The following is a 20,211-nucleotide window of genomic DNA, read 5'->3' as shown; positions in this document are numbered from 1 at the left end:
TTTGGCTGTCAGCCGCCGGGTGCCGGATAGATGTCCCCTCTTCGCGATGAACGCCCTGACATCACCTTTCGGCTTCTTCACCCCATTGCGCCCGCCCTGGGCACCGCCCTCACCATCCCCGCCCGGCCGCCCGGCGGACCGCCCGGCGGACCGCTCGGCCGCTCGGCGGACGCCGGGGGACAGAAAAACGGCCCGCGCCCTACACGGGCGCGGGCCGGGCGAACCGCCTTCGTCCTACTTGGACGGCTCGGGCAGCTTGCAGTCGATCTTGGGGTTGGCCCCGATGTAGTTCAACGGTCCGGCCACGATCGTGACCAGGATCGTGCCCGCCTCGGCGCAGTTGGTGTCGTCGCCGCTGTAGTAGCCCCGCTGGCCGGCGGCGACCGCGCCGATCACCAGCCAGATAACGACGATGACTCCGAGTATCGAGGTGCCGCGCATCGCTGCCTCCTGAAGGAATGTGGTGGAGCTGAGGTGCACGCGTTGTACCCAATCGGGTCGCGCCGCTAACGGTGGACGCGTCGTACCCCCGCCGCATCGTCCGTCCGGCCGATGCCGGCATCGGCCGCCCGCACGAGGTCTCCCCGCGCGGCTATCGGATCGCCGACCGACCCGGCCGCCGCGCGGGGCATCGGACGTAGAACTGCCTCACGGCCCGCCGAGGAGGACCCATGGACGTCCCGACACCATCGCTCTACGTCGACCGCCCCCACGACGTCGCGGTCGCTGCCCGCGCGCTCGCCGGAGGCGCGGTCGTCGCGGTGGCGTTCGCCAACGTCTACGCCCTCGTCGCCCGCCCGGACCCGGCCACCGTCGCTCGGGTGAACCTGGCCAAGGGCCGGGCCGTCGACCAGGTCGGCAGCATCACCACCGCGATCGGACGTATCCCGGGGATGTTCGACTGGTCCCGCATCTCGCCCCGATTGCCGGTCGGCCGGGTACGGGCCCTGATGGATGCCCTCTACGGTGCCGGACCGTTCGGCTTCCGCGGTCCGGCCGCCGAGCGGTTGCCCGACCACCTCACGCAGGTCGACTGCGGACTGCGGACCGCCCAGGTCATCGCTCCCGGCCTCACCTGCCCGGCCAACATGTTCTTCGAGCGGGCGCTCGCCGAGACCGGCACCGACCACCTCTACATCACGTCGGCGAACCGGTCCCGGCACCACACCGGCGTCGCCGACGAGCCGGCCCACTGGAAGGCCGGCGCGCTCGCCGCCGACTTCGCCCACCTGCGCGACCTGGTGGTGCTCGCCCACCCGGACGAGGCGGTGGCCCGCGCCGCCTACCCGGGCTACCTCACCACCTCGGTGACCCTGCTCTCCTTCCACGCGCCGGTCGGCGAGCTGGAGGAGCCGCCGGTGCTGACCGTGGACCGGCACGGCTCGCTGCACGTCGACGACGTACGCCGGGCCGCCGCGCCGCTGGGCCTTCAGGTGCGCCTCGGCACCACCGCCGGGCAGCGGTTGCAGGCCCGGGGGTACGCGGGCGCGCTGGTGTGACCGGCCGCCGGCCGGTTCAGTGCGGCGGCGCGGGGGGCTCCGGCGGTTTGCCGTGGCTGCGGAGGTGGTCCGCGTAGGCGACCCCGGCCAGCACCAGCATCGCGCCGAACGAGGCGGCCAGCGGCGGTAGGTACATCACCACGGGCGCGATCGTCAGCAACGCGAGGAGCCCACCGGGGCGGGACGGCGACACCCGGCTGAACACCTCGTACTCGAACGAGGACCGGCCGACCAGGAACAGCGCCGGGCCGCCGAGGATCACCGCCACCCAGGCCGGCGGCGTACGTCCCGGGTGGTCGTGCAGCACCAGGTCGAACCCGGAGGCCGTGGTCACCACCCCGGCGATCATCAGCAGGTGGGTGTACGGGGCGGTGAACAGGAACTTGGCCGGCGCGCCGGAGACCTTGATGGCCGTCGGCAGCAGTTGGCCGGACTTGTGGACGTAGATCCGCCAGAGCAGCAGGGTGGTCACGAACGCCACCGCGAACGAGGCGATGTTCTGGGCCTCGGTGTGCGCCAGGTTGAACATGGTGCCGATGGTCAGGATGGCGTCGCCGAGCGCGATGATGAAGAACTGCTGGTACCGCTCGGACAGGTGCTCGGCCGTGACGTTGCGCTGCGGCTCCGGCACCACCCCCAGCCCCGGCACCGGGTAGGCGAGCCGGAAGCCGGTGTAGTCGATGGCCAGCGCGATGGCCCAGCACGCCATCCGGGCGTCACCGGCGACGAACGCGCCGATGATCCAGGGGATCGCCGACACGACGAACCAGGTGAAGATGCGCAACGCCCGGCGCTGGGTCTGTGGTTGGCGACGCACGGCCGGCATCAGGAACAGCCCGCGCCCCAGGTGGATGGCCACGTACGTGCCGGCGAAGACGATGCCGCGCGCGTTGAACGCCTCCGGGATCGCGGTGGTCATCAGCAGCGCGCCGAACATGACCGAGGCGATCAGCAGCTTGATCTCGGTCCGTTCCGGGTCGTACAGGTCGGTGACGAGGGTGGTGATCGCCCACGTCCACCAGACGGCGGCCAGCAGGATCAACGCCTGTCCGGCGCGGTGCCAGTCGAGCTGGTCGACCATGCCGCGCGAGATGAGCGCGAGCGCGACCACGAACACCAGGTCGAAGAAGAGTTCGAGCAGAGTCACCCGGCGGGGGGAATCCGGGTCGCGGACCGGTGGTCGCGTCCTGCCGGGCCCGGGCTCCGGCGCGGAGAACTGCACGCTCGCTCCTGCGGTGCCGGTCGACTCGGCGGACCGTCCGGCCCACCTCGACCGACGCTAGCCAGCGGCCCACCCCGCCACCTCGGGATTCGTCCCATCGTCCCCCGACCGGGCGTCGGTCGACCCGCGTCCCGGCCTCCGTCGAGCGCTCGGAACGAGCGAACCCCCGGACGTCCGCGCGGACGTCCGGGGGTTCACGGTGGTGCGTCAGCCCTGGCCGCCGCCGGGCAGGACGGCGCTCGCCGCGTCACCGGCGCCGGCCAGCACCCGAGCCTGCTGGGGCCAGGTGGCCAGCGCGGGCGCGGCGCGCAGGCCGGCGGTCCGGATCAGGTCGCGCAGCGCCGGCTCGTCCAGCTCGCCGAGCTGGCGGTAGGTGCGCACTCCGGCCGCCTGCAACGCGGCCGCCATCTTCGGCCCCACACCCTGGATCCGACGGAAGTCGTCCGCCGGGCCCGTCGGGTCGGTGTCCGCCGTGGCCGCCGGGATCGGCGCGGCGTCGGCCGCGCGGACCGGCGGCGTGGCCCGCGCCGGCTCGGCCTCGTCGATGTCCGCCGCCGGCAGGCCGGCCGCGACCGCCGGGGTCGTGTCGGCCGGCGTCGTCCCGGTGTACGCGCTCTCGGCGGGAACGGCGTCGGCCTGCTCGTCCGGCGTGGCCGGGACGACCTCGGCCGGGGTGGAGTCACTGGCGGTCGGCGTGGCGTCGACCGGCTCGGTCGGCGTGGTGTCGACCGGCGTGGTGTCGACCGGCTCGACCGGCGTGGTGTCGACCGGCTCGGTCGGCGTGGCGTCGATCGGCGTGGTGTCGATCGGCTCCGCGGCGGTGGGCTCGTCCGACGCGGTGTCGGTGCTGTCGTCCAGCGGCTGGCGCGGGGAGACCACCGTCGCCGGGGCGGGCTGCTCGTCGACCGTGCCCGGCTCGTCGACCGCGTCGGTCCGGTCGTCGGCCGGAACGGTCGGCGGGGCTTCGGTGAGGGCCATGTCGCCGGGGTCGACGGCGTACGGCGCGGAATCGTCCGACGTGGTCACGGTGGCCGGCGCGCTGACCGTGTCGACCGGGGTCGGCTCGTCGGCGACCGCCACGGGAGCGGGGTCGATGGTCGCCGCCGCCCGGGCCTCGTCAGTCGTGGCCGGCGGCTCCGGGCTGGTGACCACGGCCAGACCGGCGACGGGATCACCGTCCACGATGGGCTGTGCGGCGGCCCCCGCAGCCTGCCGGCCGCGCAGCAACCATCCGGCGGCCAGGCCCAGCAACACCGCCACGACCACTATCAGCGAGTGTCCGATAGACCACTCCACGGCGAACCTCCCTCTCACCTCGTCGAGAAAGTCACGAGAAAAACTCGCCGCAGCTTCGCACACGCGATCGGACGACGACAGACAGGACCGGTCGTACGGCGCGCGTCGACGTCCACCACCTCGCGGGGTGCCTGACGGGTGACGCAGCGTCGCGCCGACCAGCGCCGACGTCGCGACCGGTGCCCGCCGGGCACGAGGCGACCCGGGCACGACGCTCGCACGTCGTACCCGGGTCGGTGGGTGCCCGGTCAGTCCTCGTCGCCCTCGTAGGTGTGGAAGTCGTCGACGAAACGGCGTCGCAGTGGCGGCACCCGACTGGTCACTCCGAAGTAGCCGCGTGCGCCGAGCAGGGCGAGACGGCCCACCACCGGGCGGTACATCCGGTCCTCGCCGTTGGTGCCGCTGCGGTTCAGCGATTCGGCGACCCGTGCGAAGCCGTACGGCACCATGGTGGCTTCGTAGTCGGCCACGGCCTGCACGAGCGTCTTGTCGCCGGCGGCGGCGCTGGTGAGGTGCTGGCAGAGCAGGCGGGCGTCGCGCAGCGCGGTGTTCGCCCCCACCCCGCGCCCGGGGGTCATCGTGTGGATGGCGTCCCCGAGCAGGGTGACGGTGCTGCTCTTCCAGGGTGGCGTCGGCTCGGACGTGCTGACCCTGATCGGCAGGACACTGCCCGGATCGCTGATCCGCAACAGTTCCCGCAGGTCCGGGTGCCAGTTCGGGGTCAGGTCCAGCGCGACCCGCTTCAGGTCCTCGCCCCGGCGTTCCAGGACGTCGGACGGGAACCGACGGGCGGTGCTCCAGATGATGAGGTTGATGTAGTCGGCGCTGGTGTGCTCGGACAGGCCGGACCAGGCCCGCAGCAGGGCGGCGTCGTCGTCGCCGACGCCGGGCTTGATCGTCCGGTTCGCGTCCCACTTGAACTCCATCACGTGCAGCACGCCCATCGTGCCGCCGGCGCCGAAGATCAGCGAGATGCCCCTGGCGACGCGCTCGGGCACGAGACCGCGGGTCTGCGCGGTCAGCGGGATACGCGTGGCGATGTTGATCGTCCCGGCGTCCCGGATGGCCGCGTGTGGCAGGTACTGGCGGCGTACCGCCGAGTGCGTCCCGTCCGCCGCCACCAGCAGGTCGCCGGTGGCGGTGGTCCCGTCGGCGAAGTGGGCGGTGACCGTGCCGTCGTCGTGCTGCTCGTACCGGACGAAGGTCTTGTCGAAGTGCACCACGTCGGCCAGGCCGGTCAACAGCACCTGGCGCAGCACCATCCGGGCCACCGAGTGTTCCGTCCGCACGGGATCGACGGCCGGGCGCAGCTCGAACGACGCGGTCTCGCGCAGCCGCTGCGTGACGACGTTGAAGTAGCTCGGCGGCCGCGCGCAGGTCGCCAGGAACGTGGCGAACAGTTGGGGTGGCAGGCAGTCGCGCAGTGCCCGGCTGCCGGTGGGACCGATGCCCACGCGGTATCCGAGCAGCCCTTCTCCGCTGTGCCGGTGCCGCTCGTAGACGGCGACGCTGATGCCGGCGCGGCGCAGCCCGTGCGCCAGGCACAGGCCGCCGGTGCCGGCGCCGATGACCAGGACGTGTGGTCCCGTGGTGGACATGTCAGCCGGCCGGGTGGGGCGCCACCGCGTCGGCCGCGTCCCAGCGGTAGAAGCACTCGGCGATGGCGTCCTTCGGGGAGCGCCAGGTCGACAGGTACGGCGAGGTGTGCGCCGCGAGCCTTTCGTTGACCTGCTGGAACAGCGGATGGTTCCGGGCGGCGGCGAGGGCGCCCGGATTGACGTCCGAGGTCTCGATGAGGTGCACGAACACGTCGTGCAGGCCGTACAGGGACCGGTGCGTGACGCCGGTGAGGCCGGGCAGTTCGGTGGCGTCGGACTCGGCGAAGATCTGGGCGACCCGCCCCTCCGCGCCCGGGATGATCCGGCTGACGATCAGTAGACGACTCATGGGATCCCTTTCGCCGGTGGCCGATCCCGACCCGCAGGCCGGTGGTCACGTGCTCGATGCGGTCACCGTGCCGCAGGCCGTGTCACGTCACCGTCACGTGCGCCGACCGGCCGGTGACGGCCGTACGGCGGTGTCCCGGCCGGCGGCGGGGCGGGTGGCCGCCCGGATCGGGGCGAGCGTGTCGTCGAGCAGGGCACTCATCGCCGGGCTGGGTTCGAGGCGCAGCTCGCGGCGCAGCAGGTCCCGGTAGACGTAGAAGGCGTGCACGGCCTCGAAGGCGTTGCCCTCGGCGAGGTGGATGCGGACCACCAGCCGGTGCGGTGTCTCGCGCAGCGGTTCGGCGGCCATCGCCTCCAACGCGGCCTCCAACGCCTCGCCGTGCCGCCCGGCGGCGAGATGCTGGGCGGACACCTGCTCCAGCATGTGCAGACGCAGTTGCCGCAGCCGTTCCCGGTCCAGCAACACCCAGTCGTCGTACCAGCCGGGCAGCAGGTCGTGGCGGCCGGCGGCGAGCGCCCCGGCGGTGGTCCGCGGGTCGTCGCCGTTGCGGACGCGCTCGGCCGTCCCGACGAGGTCGTCCACGTCGAGGCGGACGGCCGGGGCCAGCCGGACGGTGTCGCCGGCCACCACCATCGGGCAGCACGGGTCCTGCCGCAGCCGCCACAGCGCGGTCCGCAGCGACGACAGCGCCCGCTCCTCGGACACGTCGGGCCAGAGCAGCCCGGCGAGCTGGCTGCGGGTGGCGCCGGGGCGCAGCCCGATCAGGGCGATCACCCGTTGCAGTCCGCGCGGCACCACGATGTGCGCGGTGGCGTGCAGGAGGCGGAAGCCGCCGAGTAGGTGCAGCGCGAGGTCGCCCTCGCCGGGTCCTTCGGCGGTCGGCACGGACTGATCAGCGGCCACGGCGGCACCCCCTGTGGAACGCTCGTCCCGACTGTCTGCTGTGTCCCGGATCGGCTGCCCGCGTCGCCACCGTCGGCTCCGTCGATGGAATCCGACCACGGCTGTCCAGGCGCGGCGCCACCCGCCGGAGCCGCCGGGCTGACCACCGTGAAGATTATCAATTACGGTCACGGTGAGTCAACGGCCATGTCGGCCCTATCTCGCCCATGAAATCGCTTCTGAACTGCAAAAACGTCGATCCTTCGAGACGCGCTGCACAAGGGACGCATAGCTCATACACAGGTTGCGTCAACGCAGCGTCACCGTTGGGCGTCGCCGGTCGACCCGTCGCGGTGACGCCGCCGTGACGACGACTGCCGCATCGTGGCGGCAGTCGTCCAGCGCGTCCCCGGGGTTCATCCGGCCGACCCGGACGCCGTGGGGGGAGGCCCAGCCATGGACCGATCGCTGATCATCGCGAAGGTCGTACCGACCGCGCAGGAGCAGGTCGCCGAGATCTTCGCCGAGTCGGACGCGACCGAGCTGCCGCGCCTGGTCGGCGTCCGGCACCGCGCGCTGTACCGGCTGCACGACCTCTACGTGCACCTGCTCGAGACCGAGCAACCGGCGCAGCCGGCGGTGGAGGCCGCCCGGGGCCACCCCGAGTTCATTCGGGTCAGCGACCGGCTCCGGCCGTACGTCTCGCCGTACCTGCCGACCTGGCGCTCCCCACGCGACGCGATGGCGCACTGCTTCTACCGGTTCGACGCCCCGGACGCCGGAGGGCGCTCGTGACCGCCGCCGCCGGGCAGGAGGAGCAACTCTGGTCCCGCTGCGCCGGCTGCGCGAGCCTGCTCTACCGCAAGCGGCTCCGCCGCAACCTGGACGTCTGCCCGGAGTGCGGTGAGCACTCGCGCCTCGGCGCGCCGGAGCGGCTGCGGCAACTCGTCGACCCGGGCTCCCTGCGCCTGCTGCCCGACCGGCTACCCGAGGCGGACCCGCTGAACTTCGTCGACGTGCTCCCGTACCCGCACCGGCTCACCGCCGCGCGGGCCGCCACCGGCCTGCCCGAGGCCGTTCTCTGTGGCACCGCCACCATCGGTGGGCACCCGGCCGCCCTGGCGGTGATGGACTTCCGCTTCCTCGGCGGCAGCCTCGGCGCCGCGGTGGGCGAGCTGATCACCCGCACCGCCGAGCGGGCGCTCGACGACCGGGCGCCGCTCATCCTGGTCACCGCGTCCGGCGGCGCCCGGATGCAGGAGGGCGCCCTCTCGCTGATGCAGATGGCCACGGTCAGCCAGGCGATCGCCGCCCTGCGCGAGGCGGGCCTGCTCACCGTCAGCGTGCTCACCGACCCGACCTACGGCGGCGTGGCGGCGTCCTTCGCCACCAACACCGACCTGGTGCTCGCCGAGAGCGGCGCCCGGATGGGTTTCGCCGGTCCACGGGTGATCCGTCAGGTCACCGGTCGGGCCCTGCCGGAGGGGTTCCAGACCGCGGACTTCCTGCTGCGCCACGGGCAGGTCGACATGGTGGTGCAGCGCCGCTCGCTGCGCGGTCGGCTGGCGGCGCTGCTGGCCGCGGCCCGCACCGGCCGTCCGGCGCAGGCGTCCGTACCCCGTCAGGAGCCGGCGCGACACCACGAGCGTCTGGCGGACGCGGTCCCGCCGGCGGCGGCCGACGGGCAGCGACCGCCCACGGCGGCGGTCGACGACGGCACGCAGCCGGCGGTACGCGACGCGTGGGACACCGTGCGCACGGCCCGCCACCCCGGCCGACCCACCACCCTGGACTACCTGGACTCGGTCTTCGACGGGTTCGTCGAGTTGCACGGCGACCGGCTCGGCGGGGACTGCCCGGCCATCGTGGGTGGGATCGCCCGGCTGGCCGGGCGGCACGTGATGGTGGTCGGCCACCAGAAGGGGCACACCACCGCCGACCTGGTCGCCCGCAACTTCGGCATGGCCAGCCCGGCCGGGCACCGCAAGGCGTTGCGGCTGATGCGTCTCGCCGCGCGACTCGGCCTGCCGGTGGTCACCCTCGTCGACACGCCCGGCGCGGACCCGGGGATCAGCGCCGAGGAGCAGGGGCAGGCGGCGGCGATCGCGGAGAACATCCTCACCCTCACCGTGCTGCCGACTCCCGTCGTCACGGTGATCACCGGCGAGGGCGGCAGCGGCGGGGCGCTGGCCCTCGGCGTCGCCGACCGGGTGCTGATGCTCCAACACGCTGTCTACTCGGTGATCAGCCCGGAGGGCTGCGCCGCCATCCTCTGGCCGGACCGCTCCGCCGCCCCGCAGGCGGCCCGCGCGCTGCGGCTGACCGCGCCCGACCTGTGTCGCCTCGGCGTCGTCGACGAGATCATCCCCGAGCCGGCGACGGCCGCCCACGACGACCCGGCCGAGACCGCCCGGCGGCTGCGCGCCGCCCTGCTGGCCAATCTGGTGCCGCTGCTGGACGTGCCGCCCGCGATGCTGGTCCGCCTGCGACGGCAGCGCTTTCGTCGGTTCGGCGCCACCCGCGCCGGCACCCAGGTGGGTGCCCGATGACGGCCGGCGCGACGGTGTCCACCGCCGACGGCCCGAACGGCCGGGCGGACGTCGACGGGCGCCTCCCGGCGGACGGATCCCAGGGATCCGACGCGGACGGCGAGGAGGTGCTGGCCGGGCTCCGCCGACAGGCCCGGCACCTGCTCGCCGAGCTGGCCGGGCCGGTACGCCGGATCCGGCTGCGCAGCGGGGCGACCGTGCTCGAGATCGAGTGGCATCCGGACGAGGCGGCCGGCGGCTCGGTCGTACCCCCGGCTCTGTCGGCGGCCGCCGCGCCGGCGCCGGCCGTGGCCGTGCCCGGTCCGCCGGCCGCGCTGATCCGCCCGCCGGTTCCTGGCCGCGCCGCGATCCGGGCGCCGATCGTCGGCACGTTCTACCGCGCGTCGGAGCCGGGCGCGCGGCCGTTCGTCTCGGTCGGCGACCTGGTCCGCCCCGGTCAGCCGGTGGCGATCGTCGAGGCCATGAAGTTGATGAACGAGGTGAGCGCCGACCGGGCCGGTCGGGTCGTCGCGATCCTCGTCGAGGACGGTCAGCCGGTGGAGTACGACCAGCCGCTGGTCGAACTGGATCCGGCCTGACGGCGGGGGTGCTCATGTTCGAGACCGTCCTGATCGCCAACCGGGGCGAGATCGCCCTGCGGGTGCTGCGGGCCTGCCGGGAACTCGGCATCCGCACGGCGGTGGTCTACTCCGCCGCCGACGCGGACTCCGCGGCCGTCCGGCTCGCCGACCAGGCCGTCCGGATCGGACCGGCGTCCAGCCGGCGCAGCTACCTCAACGCCGCCGCGATCGTGGAGGCCGCCCGCCAGGTGGGCGCGCAGGCCGTCCACCCCGGGTACGGGTTCCTCTCCGAGGACGCCGACTTCGCCGAGATCTGCGCGGACAACGGCCTGATCTTCATCGGCCCGCCGCCGGCCGTGATGGCGGCGCTGGCCGACAAGTCCTCGGCCCGGGCCCTGATGAGCCGTGCCGGGCTGCCGCTGCCGGCGGGCAGCGTCGCGCCGGTGGCCACCGCCGCGGCGGCGGCCGAGGTAGCCGACTCCGTCGGCTACCCGGTGATCGTGAAGGCCGCCGCCGGGGGCGGCGGCCGGGGGATGACCGTGGTGCGCCGTCCGGCCGAGCTGGCCCGGGCGTACGCGCGGACGCGGGCCGCCGCCCAGGCCGCCTTCGGCGACGACCGGGTGTACGTCGAGCGCTACCTCACCGAGGCCCGGCACGTCGAGGTGCAGGTGCTCTGCGACGCCCACGGCAACGGCGTGCACCTGGGCACCCGGGACTGCTCGGTGCAGCGCCGGCACCAGAAACTCGTCGAGGAGGCCCCCGCCCCGGCGCTGTCCGCCGCGACGCTCGACTCCATCGCCGAGACCGCGCTGCGGGGCGCGCTGGAGGTGGGCTTCGTCGGCGCCGGCACGCTGGAGTTCCTGGTCGACGCCGAGGAACGCTTCCACTTCCTGGAGATCAACTGTCGGATCCAGGTGGAGCACCCCGTCACCGAGATGGTCACCGGGATCGACCTGGTGCACGAGCAACTGCACATCGCGGCCGGCGTGCCGCTGCGGTGGCGGCAGGAGGAGATACGACTGCGCGGCGTCTCCGTGGAGTGCCGCGTGAACACCGAGGACCCGTCGCGCGGCTTCGCCCCCACCCCCGGACGGCTGGAACGGTTCACCCCGCCGGGCGGCCCGTTCACCCGGGTGGACACCCACGCCCGCGCCGGTTACCTGGTCGGCCCCTGGTACGACTCCCTGCTGGCCAAGGTCGTGGTCTGGGCGCCCGACCGGGAGTCGGCGCTCAACCGGCTGGAACGCGCCCTGGACGAGTTCGACATCGCCGGTCCGGGTGTGCACACCACCATCGGATTCGTCCGGCGGGTGCTCGACGACGCCGGGTTCCGCAAGGGCCGCTACACCACCGGCCTCGTCGACCGCCTGCTCGCCGCGCCCGCGTCGCGGCCGGCGGCCACCCCCACACCCCGCGCCGCGCCCGCCGCGGAGCCCGACGTAACCCACAGGAGGACCCGATGACCGTCACCCATGGTCGCCCGATGACCGCCGAGATCACCGACATCCTGGTGGCGCACTGCGGCCTGGACGCCGAGGCCGCGGCCCGAACGCCCGCCGCGTCGCTGGAGGAACTCGGCATGGACTCGCTCGCCCTGCTGGAACTCTCGGCGGTCGTCGCCGACCGGTGGCAGGTGAGCATCCCCGAGGAGGCCGGGCAACTGAGCATCGCGGCGGTGGCCGACCTGGTCGCCCGCCGTACCGACCCGCCCGGGCACACCGAGAACACCGTGCTCATCGACGCGCCGCTCGCGCTGGTCTGGGACGTCACCAACGACGTGGCGAACTGGACCGAGCTGTTCACCGAGTACGCCGTGGTGGAGATCCTGCACCGCGACGGGCTCACCGTACGGTTCCGGCTCACCATGTACCCGGACGAGAACGGGGTGGCGTGGAGCTGGGTCAGCGAGCGTACGGCCGACCCGGTGAGCCGTCAGGTACGGGCGCACCGGGTGGAGACCGGGCCGTTCGAGTACATGCGGATCCACTGGCGCTACGCCGAGGAGGCCGGCGGCACCCGGATGACCTGGACCCAGGACTTCGCCATGAAGCCGAGCGCGCCCGTCGACAACGCCGCCATGACCGAGCGGATCAACACCAACAGCGTCATCCAACTCGCGGTGATCAAGGACCGGGTGGAGCGGATCGCCCGGGAACGCGCCGGCCAGAGCGGCCCGGTCGGCGGCTCGGTTCCGGCGCAGGCCGGACCCGTCGACGGCTCCGCCTCGGCGCTGGTCGGCGACGCCTCGGCGCAGGTCGGCTCCGCCACCGGGGAGGCCGGCGATGAGTGATTTGGGCACCCGGTTGATAGCGGCGTCGGACGTACCGGCGGACCGGCGACGCGGCGGTGAGTTGCGGGTGCTGTTGGGCCCCCGCACCGTCGGCAGCACCTCCGGCTTCCTCGGGGTGGCGACCCTCGCGTCCGGCGAGCGGATCGCCGAGCACTACCACCCCTACAGCGAGGAGTTCCTGTACGTGGCTCGCGGCACGATCACGGTGGACCTCGACGACCAGCCCACGCAGGTGGCCACCGGCGAGGCGCTGTTCGTACCGGTCAACGTGCGGCACCGGCTGCGCAACACCGGCACCGAGCCGGCCGAGGTGGTCTTCCACCTGGGCCCCCTGGCCCCGCGCCCCGAGCTGGGGCACGTCGACACCGAACTCGTCGAACAGCGGGGCGGATCATGAGCACCCGTCGCACCGTGGTCACCGGCGTGGGCGTCGTCGCCCCCGGCGGCGCCAGCCGGGACCGGTTCTGGAAGACCATCACCGAGGGGCGTACGGCCACCCGGCGAATCAGCTTCTTCGACCCGTCGCCGTTCCGCTCGCAGATCGCCGCCGAGTGTGACTTCGACCCGGTCGCCGCCGGGCTCACCGACGCCGAGCGGCGTCGCGCCGACCGCTACGTGCAGTTCGCGCTGGCCTGCTCCACCGAGGCCATCGCCGACGCCGGCCTGGTGCTCGACGACGCCGAGCGGGACCGCGCCGGGGTGGTGCTCGGCACCGCCGTGGGCGGCACGATGGCCCTGGAAGAGGAGTACGTGCGGGTCAGCGAGCACGGTCGGCGGTGGCTGGTCGACGCGGCGCTCGGCGGCCCGTACCTGTACCAGGCGCTGGTGCCCAGCAGCCTGGCCGCCGACGTGGCCTGCCGGCACGGCCTGCACGGCCCCGCGCAGGTCGTCTCCACCGGCTGCACGTCCGGTATCGACGCCATCGGCTACGCCCACCAGATGATCGTGGACGGCGAGGCGGACATCGTGCTCGCCGGCGCGGCCGACTCGCCGATCTCACCGGTCACCGTCGCCTCGTTCGACGCCATCAAGGCGACCAGTCCCGACAACGACGACCCGGCGCACGCTTCCCGCCCGTTCGACGCCGACCGGCACGGATTCGTGCTGGCCGAGGGCGCGGCCGTGCTGGTGCTCGAAGAGGCCGAGCACGCCCGACGGCGGGGCGCCCACGTCTACTGCGAGGTCGCCGGCTACGCCAGCCGCAGCAACGGCTTCCACATGACCGGGCTGCGCCCCGACGGGCTGGAGATGGGCCTCGCCGTCAGCGACGCGCTGCGGCAGGGCCGGATCATCCCCGAGCAGGTCTCCTACATCAGCGCGCACGGCTCGGGCACCCGGCAGAACGACCGGCACGAGACGGCGGCGTTCAAGCGGGCGCTCGGCCAGGCCGCGTACCGGGTGCCGATCAGCTCCATCAAGTCCATGGTCGGGCACTCGCTCGGGGCGATCGGGTCGATCGAGATGGCCGCCTGCGCCCTCGCGATCGAGTTCGGGGTGGTGCCGCCGACGGCCAACTGGAGCACCCGCGACCCCGAGTGCGACCTGGACTACGTACCCAACGAGGCGCGGGAGGTGCCGGTGAACGTGGCCCTGTCGGTGGGCAGCGGGTTCGGTGGCTTCCAGTCGGCGATGGTGTTCCGGCGACTTCCGGCGGCGGCGTGAGCACCGCCCGGGCGGTCGTCACCGGCATCGGTGTGGTCGCGCCCAGCGGCGTCGGCGCGGACGCGCACTGGCGTACCGTCCTGGCCGGCACCCGGCGCACCGGGCCGATCACCCTCTTCGACCCGACCGGCTACCCCACCCGCCTGGGCGGCGAGGTGCCCGACTTCGCGGCCGAGTCCTACGCCGACAGCCGGCAACTGGTGCAGACCGACCGATGGACACACCTCGGCTTCGCCGCCACCCGCCTCGCGCTGGCCGACGCCGGGCTGCCCGAGAAGGCGCCCGACCCGTACGGCTACGCGGTGGCCCTGGCCAGCTCGTCCGGGGGCAACCTGTTCGGGCAGCGGGAACTGCAACGGCTCTGGGGTGGGCCGTCGCGCACCGTCGGCGCGTACCAGTCGATCGCCTGGTTCTACGCGGCGAGCGTCGGACAGCTCTCCATCCACCACCAGTTCAAGGGGCCGAGCGGCGTGCTGGTCGCGGAGGCGGCCGGCGGGCTGGACAGCCTCGCGCACGCCGCCCGCGCCGTGCGCCGGGGGACGCCGGTGGTCATTGCCGGGGCGACCGAGTGTCCACTGAGCCCGTACGCCCTGGCCTGCCAGTTGCGCTCCGGGCTGCTCAGCGACGTCGCCGACCCGGAGCGGGCGTACCGGCCGTTCGACGCGACGGCCAGCGGCTACCTGCCGGCCGAGGGCGGCGCGGTCTTCGTGGTGGAGGAGTTGGGACACGCGCTGGCCCGAGGCGCCCGGATCTACGGCGAGGTCAGCGGCTGGGGGGCCACCCACGACGCCGCGCACACCACGGCCGACAGCGCCGGCGACCCGATCCAGTACGCGCGGGCGATGCGGCTGGCCCTCGACCGGGCCGGCGTCGCGTCGAGCGGAATCGACGTGGTGCTGCCCGACGCCCTCGGCGTGCCCCGCTACGACCGCAGCGAGGCCGCGGCGCTGCGCGCCGTGTTCGCCGACCGGCCGCCCCCGGTCACCACTCAGAAGCCGCTGACCGGCCGGGCCCACCAGGGCGGCTCGGCGCTGGACGTGGCCACCGCCCTGCTCGCGTTCGCGCACGACACGCTGCCCGCCTCGGCCGGCCCCGACGAGGTCGCCGACGGGTGCGAGCTGGACTTCCTGCGTGAGCACCGCCGGCCGCGCAGCCGGCTGGCGCTGGTCTGCGCGCGGGGCTTCGACGGATTCAACAGCGCGCTGGTCCTGCGGGGTGCCGCGCCGACGGAAGGAGAGACGCCGTGAGCGAACAACGGGCCCGAGTGGTCTTCCTGGTCCGAGTGCCGGCGCCGCGCACGGAGGCGTTTCTGGCCGCGTACGAGCAGATCCGGCACCTGGTCGCCGACGGCGTGCCGGGGCACCTGGTGGACCAGGTGTGCCGCTCGTCGACCGACCCGGAGCAGTGGCTCATCACCAGCGAGTGGGCGAGCCTCGCCGACTTCGAGGCGTGGGAGCGCACCGAGGAGCACCGCGACCTCGTCCGCCCGATGCGGGAGTGCTTCACCGACGCCCGTTCGCTGCGCTTCCACATCCACGCGCAGACCCCGCAGGGGACCCCCGACGAGGCACGTCTCGCGGCCGCCACCGGGCTTTGATCCACATCGCGACCTGGAGTCGATCAACTCGACGATCGCCGTGAGCATCGGGGGCGCGTAGGGTCCGAGAGTCATGAAGGTACTGATCTCCGTCGACCTGGAGGGCGTCTCAGGGATCGTCCATCCCGCCGAGACGAATCCCGACCGGTACGACTACGAGCGTGGTCGGGCCGCGATGACCGCCGAGGCGAACGCGGTGACCGAGGGCGTCCTCGATGCCGCATCCGATGCCGTGGTGTGGGTCGCCGACGCGCACGGGTCGTTCCGCAACATCCTGCCGGAGGATCTCGACCGGCGTGCCCACCTCGTGCGCGGCCAACCCCGGCCGCTGGGCATGCTCGCTGGCCTGGACGAGCACACGGACGCCGTCCTGTTCATCGGCTACCACGCCCGGGCCGGCTCCGGTCCGGCCGTGTTGGCCCACACGATGAGTGCCGCGATCCTCGACGTACGCGTGGCGGGGCGGTCGCTGGGCGAGATCGGTCTCAATGCCGCGATGGCCGGACACGTGGACGCCCCGGTCGTCCTGCTCAGCGGGGACGACGCCGCCTGCGCCGAGTTCGGTGAACTGGTGCCCTCGGCGGTCACCGTCCCCGTCAAGCAGACCCTGGGCCAGGCCGCCGCGGTGGCCCTGCATCCACAGGAGGCGCGGGAGCGGCTGCGTCACGCTGCCGCCGATGCCGTCACCCGCCGCGCCTCGATTCCCCCGTGGACGATGGCCGGGCCGTTGGACGTGGAAGTCGATCTGTACGGCCCGTACATGGTCGACCTCGCGGTTCTGGTGCCGGGTGTGACCCGGGTCGGCGGCGGCCGGACGGTCGCCTTCCGCGCCGCTGACGTCGCCGAGGCGTACCGGCTCATTCAACTGCTCGTCCAGCTCGCCAGCATCACACCGGCGTAGCGCGGAGGCCTCACGACGGGGCTACGGAGAGGTATTCATGTTGGGTAGTGTCTGCGTCGCTACTGCCCGTGCAGAACACCGGCGCCCCTCGCCGCGCGACCGACCGGAAGGACGGCATGGCCAGCATCGAGCAAGTCAAAGCCGCGCTCGCCCAGGCAGCCGAGCAGAGCGTCACGACGACGAGTCAGATCCGCGCCGCCATCGACGGCACCGACCAGGTGCTCGCTCGGTTGCGCGCGGTGTCCGCAGGCACTGGCCATCCGGCCATCTCTGAGGCGATCGCCCGAGCCGAGCAGAGCAAGCAACGTCTGATCGAGGCAGCCACGACCCTCCAGGGCAGCACCGCGGCGGCCCGGCAGTACATCAACATCCTTGGCTGACCGTGAGCATCGGCGAGGTCAAGGCAGCACTCGACGAAGCGCGTCACCTTCTCGACCAGGGCAGGACGACGATCGAGAGCATCGGCACATCTCTGGACGAGGCCGCGGGGACCATGCTCCCTACCCTGCATGACAGCCGGCGAGAAGAGGCTGAGAAGGCCCGCAAGGCCGTCTCCGAGGCGCTACGCGAGGTGACGCTGACCCTGCGGGTCATCACCTCCGCACAGGAGAGCGCTGACGAGTTCCGCGGGGCGTTGGGATGAGCGACCTGCTCGGTCAGGTCGTGGCCCAGCTGCGGTCGACGATCGATCGCCTCGACGCGATCGCGGTGCAGGCGGCCCGCGCCGCATCGGACGTCACCGACGGGCACACCCGGTATGTCACGGTCGGGACGGGCACCGATCATCCCAGGCTGCGCGCGGCGGTGGGTCAGAGCCGCACCGGTGCCGACAAGGCTCGTCGGATCGCTCGGTTGAGCAGCGACGCCGCCCGCAACGTCGCCGACTTCCTGAACGCCATCGCGCCTGGCGCGGCACCGCGACCGGCGGAGGCCGCCTCCGGGCCGCCCGGTGGTGAGGACCTGCTGACGGACAGCGATCGGCGAGCCCTTGCTCGCGCCAGGGCACGGGGCTGGGTCAACCGCTCACTGCGCAAAGCGGACGATCTGCAGGAGCACGCAGCCAACGCCACCGACAAGACACAGAAGCTGATCAAGGTTTTCACCAACCCCAAAGGCCCCTCAGGGACACAATCGACAGGCACCGGCACCCCCGCCGCCCCGCCCTCGACGCCACGAGCGAAGATCGATGGTGCGGAGGCCGCAGGAAACCTCGTTGTGGTCGGCTTGTTGGCAGGTGTGGCGGCGAACCGGCTCGCAGCGGCGACCGGCAGACTGATTGCGAGGTTCTGGAGACGTGGACGTTAGTGCGCTCAGCGATCTGATCCGGGCGTTGGCCCGAGCTGACTGGGATACCGCCGATACCTTGGTGGGAGAGATCGGCGCGAGTGGCTGGGTCGGCGGGCTCCAGGTCGTTGGGGCCGCGTTCGCCCTCGCTGTCCACCGGCGCTTCGCGTCCGACGCCACCCCGACCGAGGTGGCTGGCTGGGTCGCCGCGACCCGTGCTCAGTACGAGGACGGCGGCACTTTGCCGGCCCTCGAAATGGAGGGCCTCATCCGCGCCGCCCTGGGCGAGGAGGAACTGGCCGACCATATCCCTGCGGAAACCGTGATCGCCGCTGAAGTCTTCGTTCTTGGACAGCTACTCCTGGAGGCGAAGTTGTCGCCGTCCGAAATCGACGAGTTCGTGAACGAAGCGGAAGAGATCGCAGCCGAGTACCTGTAGGCAGTGGGCGTCGCACCGCGCCGCGCGTCCGCGTCGCCGTCGGACGCGGGTACGCCGAACGCCGCCCACGCTGACGTTCATCGGGTCGTCTACCTGCTTGTCAAGCCCCTGCTGCCGGCCGTCCTTCGCGCGGCCCACCTCATCGACGCCGCCCGCGCCCACCTCGACGGCGGCGACCTCACCGGAGGCGGACGCGCGCTGGCCGACGCGCACAGCGTCGCGCCCGGCGAGATCCACTGTCGCCCTGCTGTCCGTACCCTGGTCGCCGAGATCGCCCAGTGCGCACCGGCGGCCGCCGGCGTGGCCCGGCTGGCCGACCTCATCGGCCTCTCTCGTGCCTGATCGACCCCGGCGTCCTGGAAAGTGCGGTGTCCGGTCGCGGGGGACGGGCCGGCTTCCAGGAAGCCGAGTCGATCATGGCCGGCAGGTGGGAACGGGTGGTGGGCGGCGGTATGCGGCAATCGGTCCGGGCGCTCAAAGTGATCTAGCCATTTGCATCTAGCGATGCCCAACACGGCTGTCGTAGGGTTCCGGCAGCACCTCGAAAGATGCCAGAAATTGGCTCCTATGCCCTACTTTGCGCTGCGCGTCGAATGGTGGGGGCAATGAATCATGTCGCCGAAAACCTTACGGTAGATGACCCCGGCTGGGTGGACGAAGTCCTGTTCGCCGGCCGTCCGACCGACGTTTGTCTCCGCCTGCCGGAACCGATCGACCGGGCCACCCTGCACCGGTTGGTGACCGCCGCGCAGGACCGGCTGACCGCCGCCGGACTGCGTCCCGGTGGCGCCGTCGCGCTGCGGTTGCCGCCGTCGCTGGCGTACGTCGTCAACCTGCTCGCCGCCTGGCGGACGGGAGCGCAAGCCATCCTGCTCGACCACCGGCTCACCGACCACGAGGTGGACCGGGCGCTGACCCGGCTCACCCCGCAGGTGGTCGTCGCGCCGCTGCGGACCGGCGGGGGCGCGTTGAAGGTGTTCGTCGACGTCACCGAGAGCGTCACCCGGTACGCGGACAACCCAGCGGTCAGCGGCCACGCCGTGATCCAGCTCAGCTCCGGCTCGACCGGCCCGTCCAAGGTGATCGGCCGTACGGCCGCCGACCTGGTCGCCGAGGTGCGCCGCTACACCCGTATCGACGGGGTGGCGCTGCCCGGCGAGCGGATCATCCTGCTGCCCTCCATGGTGCACGTGCTCGGCCTGGTCGGGGGCCTGCTCTACGGTCTGCACGCCGGTGTGGAGCTGGTGCCGCCGCAGCGGCTCAGCGGCGACGCCGTGCTGGCCGCCATCGCCGCCCAGGCCACGCCGGCCACGGTGCTGGGCGTGCCGTTCCACATCGGTCTGCTCGCCTCCAGCCGGCCGACCGGTCCGCTGCCGCAGTTCCGCCGGATGACCACCGGCGGTGAGCTGGTCCCGGCCGCGGTGGCCCGGGCGTTCACCGACCGGTACGGGGTGCCGCTGGGCAACATGTACGGGATGACCGAGGTCGGGGTCATCGGCACCGACCTGTACGGCGCGCACCGCCCGTCGATCGCCCCCGCGCCCGGCATCGAGGTCCGCGAGTCCGGCGGTGAGCTGTGGGTGTCCTGCCCGGCGTCGCCGTACGTCGGGCTGAGCGACCCCACCCGCTGGGCCGACGGCTGGCTGCACACCCGCGACGCCGGCACCGTCGACGCCGACACCGGCCTGGTCACCGTGCGCGGCCGCCTCGACTCGCAGGTCTCCGTGGGCGGGATGAAGGTCGACCTCACCGAGGTGGAGGCGACCGTCGCCGAGCTGCCCGGCGTGGCCGCCGCCGTGGTGGTGTGGGACGAGGGCATCACCGCCTACGTCCAGCCCGACGGCCCGCTGTCCGAGGAGATCCTGGACAAGCTCCTCAGCGAGCGGTTGGCCGGCTACAAGCGACCCCGGGTGGTGCGCCTGCTCGACGCGTTGCCCCGCACCACCACCGGCAAGCTGGTCCGCTCCACCGACGCGTTGCGCTCGGCGGTGACGTCGTGACCGGCCCGCTGCGCCACCTCGACGCCGACACCCGCGCCGACACCCGCGCCGACAAGCGCGCCGCCACCCGCGCGCGGCGACCG

The 20,211-nt window shown here is 73.0% G+C and carries 23 protein-coding genes; 17 read left to right on the top strand and 6 right to left on the bottom strand.

The window, feature by feature from the left end; all coding sequences use genetic code 11:
* Positions 1-234: 234 nt before the first annotated feature.
* Positions 235-441 carry a hypothetical protein gene (locus ACIA3K_RS29890; RefSeq protein WP_355052696.1) on the bottom strand — a complete coding sequence of 69 codons (207 nt, stop codon included), beginning with the start codon at positions 439-441 and terminating at the stop codon, positions 235-237.
* Between the two features lie 230 nt (positions 442-671).
* On the opposite strand from ACIA3K_RS29890, the gene ACIA3K_RS29885 reads away from it, so the two are divergent.
* Positions 672-1,499, top strand: a complete 828-nt coding sequence (locus tag ACIA3K_RS29885; RefSeq protein ID WP_396804937.1) for a hypothetical protein — start codon at positions 672-674, stop codon at positions 1,497-1,499.
* A 16-nt stretch (positions 1,500-1,515) separates the two neighbouring features.
* On the opposite strand, the gene ACIA3K_RS29880 is transcribed toward ACIA3K_RS29885, so the two are convergent.
* The 5 genes from ACIA3K_RS29880 to ACIA3K_RS29860 all read right to left on the bottom strand — a co-directional run bounded on the left by ACIA3K_RS29880 (position 1,516) and on the right by ACIA3K_RS29860 (position 6,867).
* The gene (locus ACIA3K_RS29880) at positions 1,516-2,721 is read right to left on the bottom strand and encodes a low temperature requirement protein A (protein WP_396804936.1); all 1,206 of its coding nucleotides are present in this window, start codon (positions 2,719-2,721) and stop codon (positions 1,516-1,518) included.
* 207 nt (positions 2,722-2,928) lie between these two features.
* Positions 2,929-4,017: a hypothetical protein gene (locus tag ACIA3K_RS29875; RefSeq protein WP_396804934.1), complete on the bottom strand. Its 1,089-nt coding sequence runs from the start codon at positions 4,015-4,017 to the stop codon at positions 2,929-2,931.
* Positions 4,018-4,265: 248 nt separating this feature from the next.
* Positions 4,266-5,615, bottom strand: coding sequence for an FAD-dependent oxidoreductase (locus tag ACIA3K_RS29870; RefSeq protein WP_396804932.1), 1,350 nt, complete (start codon positions 5,613-5,615; stop codon positions 4,266-4,268).
* 1 nt (position 5,616) lies between these two features.
* On the bottom strand, positions 5,617-5,964 hold the full coding sequence (locus ACIA3K_RS29865) for a TcmI family type II polyketide cyclase (protein ID WP_396804930.1): 348 nt from the start codon (positions 5,962-5,964) through the stop codon (positions 5,617-5,619).
* 93 nt (positions 5,965-6,057) lie between these two features.
* Entirely contained in the window at positions 6,058-6,867 is an 810-nt protein-coding gene (locus ACIA3K_RS29860; protein WP_396804928.1) for a BTAD domain-containing putative transcriptional regulator, read from the bottom strand.
* Between the two features lie 435 nt (positions 6,868-7,302).
* Between ACIA3K_RS29860 and ACIA3K_RS29855 the strand changes: the two genes are divergently transcribed.
* From ACIA3K_RS29855 to ACIA3K_RS29780, 16 genes are all read left to right on the top strand, one after another.
* Positions 7,303-7,641 carry a TcmI family type II polyketide cyclase gene (locus tag ACIA3K_RS29855; RefSeq protein WP_396804926.1) on the top strand — a complete coding sequence of 113 codons (339 nt, stop codon included), beginning with the start codon at positions 7,303-7,305 and terminating at the stop codon, positions 7,639-7,641.
* The gene (locus ACIA3K_RS29850) at positions 7,638-9,395 is read left to right on the top strand and encodes an acetyl-CoA carboxylase carboxyltransferase subunit alpha (RefSeq protein WP_396804925.1); all 1,758 of its coding nucleotides are present in this window, start codon (positions 7,638-7,640) and stop codon (positions 9,393-9,395) included. The genes ACIA3K_RS29855 and ACIA3K_RS29850 overlap by 4 nt, the downstream gene beginning before the upstream one ends.
* The gene (accB, locus tag ACIA3K_RS29845) at positions 9,392-9,973 is read left to right on the top strand and encodes an acetyl-CoA carboxylase biotin carboxyl carrier protein (protein WP_396804924.1); all 582 of its coding nucleotides are present in this window, start codon (positions 9,392-9,394) and stop codon (positions 9,971-9,973) included. Before ACIA3K_RS29850 ends, accB begins: the two co-directional genes overlap by 4 nt.
* Positions 9,974-9,987: 14 nt before the next feature.
* A complete protein-coding gene (locus ACIA3K_RS29840) occupies positions 9,988-11,418 on the top strand; it encodes an acetyl/propionyl/methylcrotonyl-CoA carboxylase subunit alpha (protein ID WP_396804923.1) in 1,431 nt (476 codons plus the stop codon).
* Positions 11,415-12,245 carry an SRPBCC family protein gene (locus ACIA3K_RS29835; RefSeq protein WP_396804922.1) on the top strand — a complete coding sequence of 277 codons (831 nt, stop codon included), beginning with the start codon at positions 11,415-11,417 and terminating at the stop codon, positions 12,243-12,245. Before ACIA3K_RS29840 ends, ACIA3K_RS29835 begins: the two co-directional genes overlap by 4 nt.
* A complete protein-coding gene (locus ACIA3K_RS29830; protein WP_396804921.1) occupies positions 12,238-12,642 on the top strand; it encodes a cupin domain-containing protein in 405 nt (134 codons plus the stop codon). The genes ACIA3K_RS29835 and ACIA3K_RS29830 overlap by 8 nt, the downstream gene beginning before the upstream one ends.
* A complete protein-coding gene (locus ACIA3K_RS29825) occupies positions 12,639-13,907 on the top strand; it encodes a beta-ketoacyl-[acyl-carrier-protein] synthase family protein (protein WP_396804920.1) in 1,269 nt (422 codons plus the stop codon). The genes ACIA3K_RS29830 and ACIA3K_RS29825 overlap by 4 nt, the downstream gene beginning before the upstream one ends.
* Positions 13,904-15,154, top strand: coding sequence for a beta-ketoacyl synthase N-terminal-like domain-containing protein (locus ACIA3K_RS29820; protein WP_396804919.1), 1,251 nt, complete (start codon positions 13,904-13,906; stop codon positions 15,152-15,154). The genes ACIA3K_RS29825 and ACIA3K_RS29820 overlap by 4 nt, the downstream gene beginning before the upstream one ends.
* The gene (locus tag ACIA3K_RS29815) at positions 15,151-15,504 is read left to right on the top strand and encodes an antibiotic biosynthesis monooxygenase family protein (RefSeq protein ID WP_396804918.1); all 354 of its coding nucleotides are present in this window, start codon (positions 15,151-15,153) and stop codon (positions 15,502-15,504) included. The genes ACIA3K_RS29820 and ACIA3K_RS29815 overlap by 4 nt, the downstream gene beginning before the upstream one ends.
* 73 nt (positions 15,505-15,577) lie before the next feature.
* Positions 15,578-16,405 carry a M55 family metallopeptidase gene (locus ACIA3K_RS29810; RefSeq protein WP_396804917.1) on the top strand — a complete coding sequence of 276 codons (828 nt, stop codon included), beginning with the start codon at positions 15,578-15,580 and terminating at the stop codon, positions 16,403-16,405.
* 116 nt (positions 16,406-16,521) lie between these two features.
* Positions 16,522-16,785 carry a hypothetical protein gene (locus ACIA3K_RS29805; protein ID WP_396804916.1) on the top strand — a complete coding sequence of 88 codons (264 nt, stop codon included), beginning with the start codon at positions 16,522-16,524 and terminating at the stop codon, positions 16,783-16,785.
* A gap of 2 nt (positions 16,786-16,787) precedes the next feature.
* On the top strand, positions 16,788-17,048 hold the full coding sequence (locus ACIA3K_RS29800) for a hypothetical protein (RefSeq protein ID WP_396804915.1): 261 nt from the start codon (positions 16,788-16,790) through the stop codon (positions 17,046-17,048).
* Entirely contained in the window at positions 17,045-17,710 is a 666-nt protein-coding gene (locus ACIA3K_RS29795) for a hypothetical protein (RefSeq protein ID WP_396804914.1), read from the top strand. The genes ACIA3K_RS29800 and ACIA3K_RS29795 overlap by 4 nt, the downstream gene beginning before the upstream one ends.
* Positions 17,700-18,128 carry a hypothetical protein gene (locus ACIA3K_RS29790; protein WP_396804913.1) on the top strand — a complete coding sequence of 143 codons (429 nt, stop codon included), beginning with the start codon at positions 17,700-17,702 and terminating at the stop codon, positions 18,126-18,128. The genes ACIA3K_RS29795 and ACIA3K_RS29790 overlap by 11 nt, the downstream gene beginning before the upstream one ends.
* Before the next feature lie 3 nt (positions 18,129-18,131).
* On the top strand, positions 18,132-18,470 hold the full coding sequence (locus ACIA3K_RS29785) for a hypothetical protein (protein ID WP_396804912.1): 339 nt from the start codon (positions 18,132-18,134) through the stop codon (positions 18,468-18,470).
* Between the two features lie 263 nt (positions 18,471-18,733).
* Positions 18,734-20,128, top strand: a complete 1,395-nt coding sequence (locus ACIA3K_RS29780; RefSeq protein WP_396804911.1) for a class I adenylate-forming enzyme family protein — start codon at positions 18,734-18,736, stop codon at positions 20,126-20,128.
* Positions 20,129-20,211: the final 83 nt, after the last annotated feature.

The organism is Micromonospora sp. NPDC051543 (assembly GCF_044454415.1).
Taxonomy (GTDB): Bacteria; Actinomycetota; Actinomycetes; order Mycobacteriales; family Micromonosporaceae; genus Micromonospora.
The sequence above is the reverse complement of the archived record's forward strand: the minus strand, read 5'-3'. Positions and strand labels throughout refer to the sequence as shown.

What these genes read in the sequence shown, in the direction of transcription:
- ACIA3K_RS29890 (WP_355052696.1), bottom strand. Translation starts at nt 441, where the DNA reads ATGCGCGGCACCTCGATACTCGGAGTCATCGTCGTTATCTGGCTGGTG.
- ACIA3K_RS29885 (WP_396804937.1), top strand. Translation starts at nt 672, where the DNA reads ATGGACGTCCCGACACCATCGCTCTACGTCGACCGCCCCCACGACGTC.
- ACIA3K_RS29870 (WP_396804932.1), bottom strand. Translation starts at nt 5,615, where the DNA reads ATGTCCACCACGGGACCACACGTCCTGGTCATCGGCGCCGGCACCGGC.
- ACIA3K_RS29865 (WP_396804930.1), bottom strand. Translation starts at nt 5,964, where the DNA reads ATGAGTCGTCTACTGATCGTCAGCCGGATCATCCCGGGCGCGGAGGGG.
- ACIA3K_RS29855 (WP_396804926.1), top strand. Translation starts at nt 7,303, where the DNA reads ATGGACCGATCGCTGATCATCGCGAAGGTCGTACCGACCGCGCAGGAG.
- accB (WP_396804924.1), top strand. Translation starts at nt 9,392, where the DNA reads ATGACGGCCGGCGCGACGGTGTCCACCGCCGACGGCCCGAACGGCCGG.
- ACIA3K_RS29840 (WP_396804923.1), top strand. Translation starts at nt 9,988, where the DNA reads ATGTTCGAGACCGTCCTGATCGCCAACCGGGGCGAGATCGCCCTGCGG.
- ACIA3K_RS29835 (WP_396804922.1), top strand. Translation starts at nt 11,415, where the DNA reads ATGACCGTCACCCATGGTCGCCCGATGACCGCCGAGATCACCGACATC.
- ACIA3K_RS29830 (WP_396804921.1), top strand. Translation starts at nt 12,238, where the DNA reads ATGAGTGATTTGGGCACCCGGTTGATAGCGGCGTCGGACGTACCGGCG.
- ACIA3K_RS29825 (WP_396804920.1), top strand. Translation starts at nt 12,639, where the DNA reads ATGAGCACCCGTCGCACCGTGGTCACCGGCGTGGGCGTCGTCGCCCCC.
- ACIA3K_RS29810 (WP_396804917.1), top strand. Translation starts at nt 15,578, where the DNA reads ATGAAGGTACTGATCTCCGTCGACCTGGAGGGCGTCTCAGGGATCGTC.
- ACIA3K_RS29805 (WP_396804916.1), top strand. Translation starts at nt 16,522, where the DNA reads ATGGCCAGCATCGAGCAAGTCAAAGCCGCGCTCGCCCAGGCAGCCGAG.
- ACIA3K_RS29795 (WP_396804914.1), top strand. Translation starts at nt 17,045, where the DNA reads ATGAGCGACCTGCTCGGTCAGGTCGTGGCCCAGCTGCGGTCGACGATC.
- ACIA3K_RS29780 (WP_396804911.1), top strand. Translation starts at nt 18,734, where the DNA reads ATGAATCATGTCGCCGAAAACCTTACGGTAGATGACCCCGGCTGGGTG.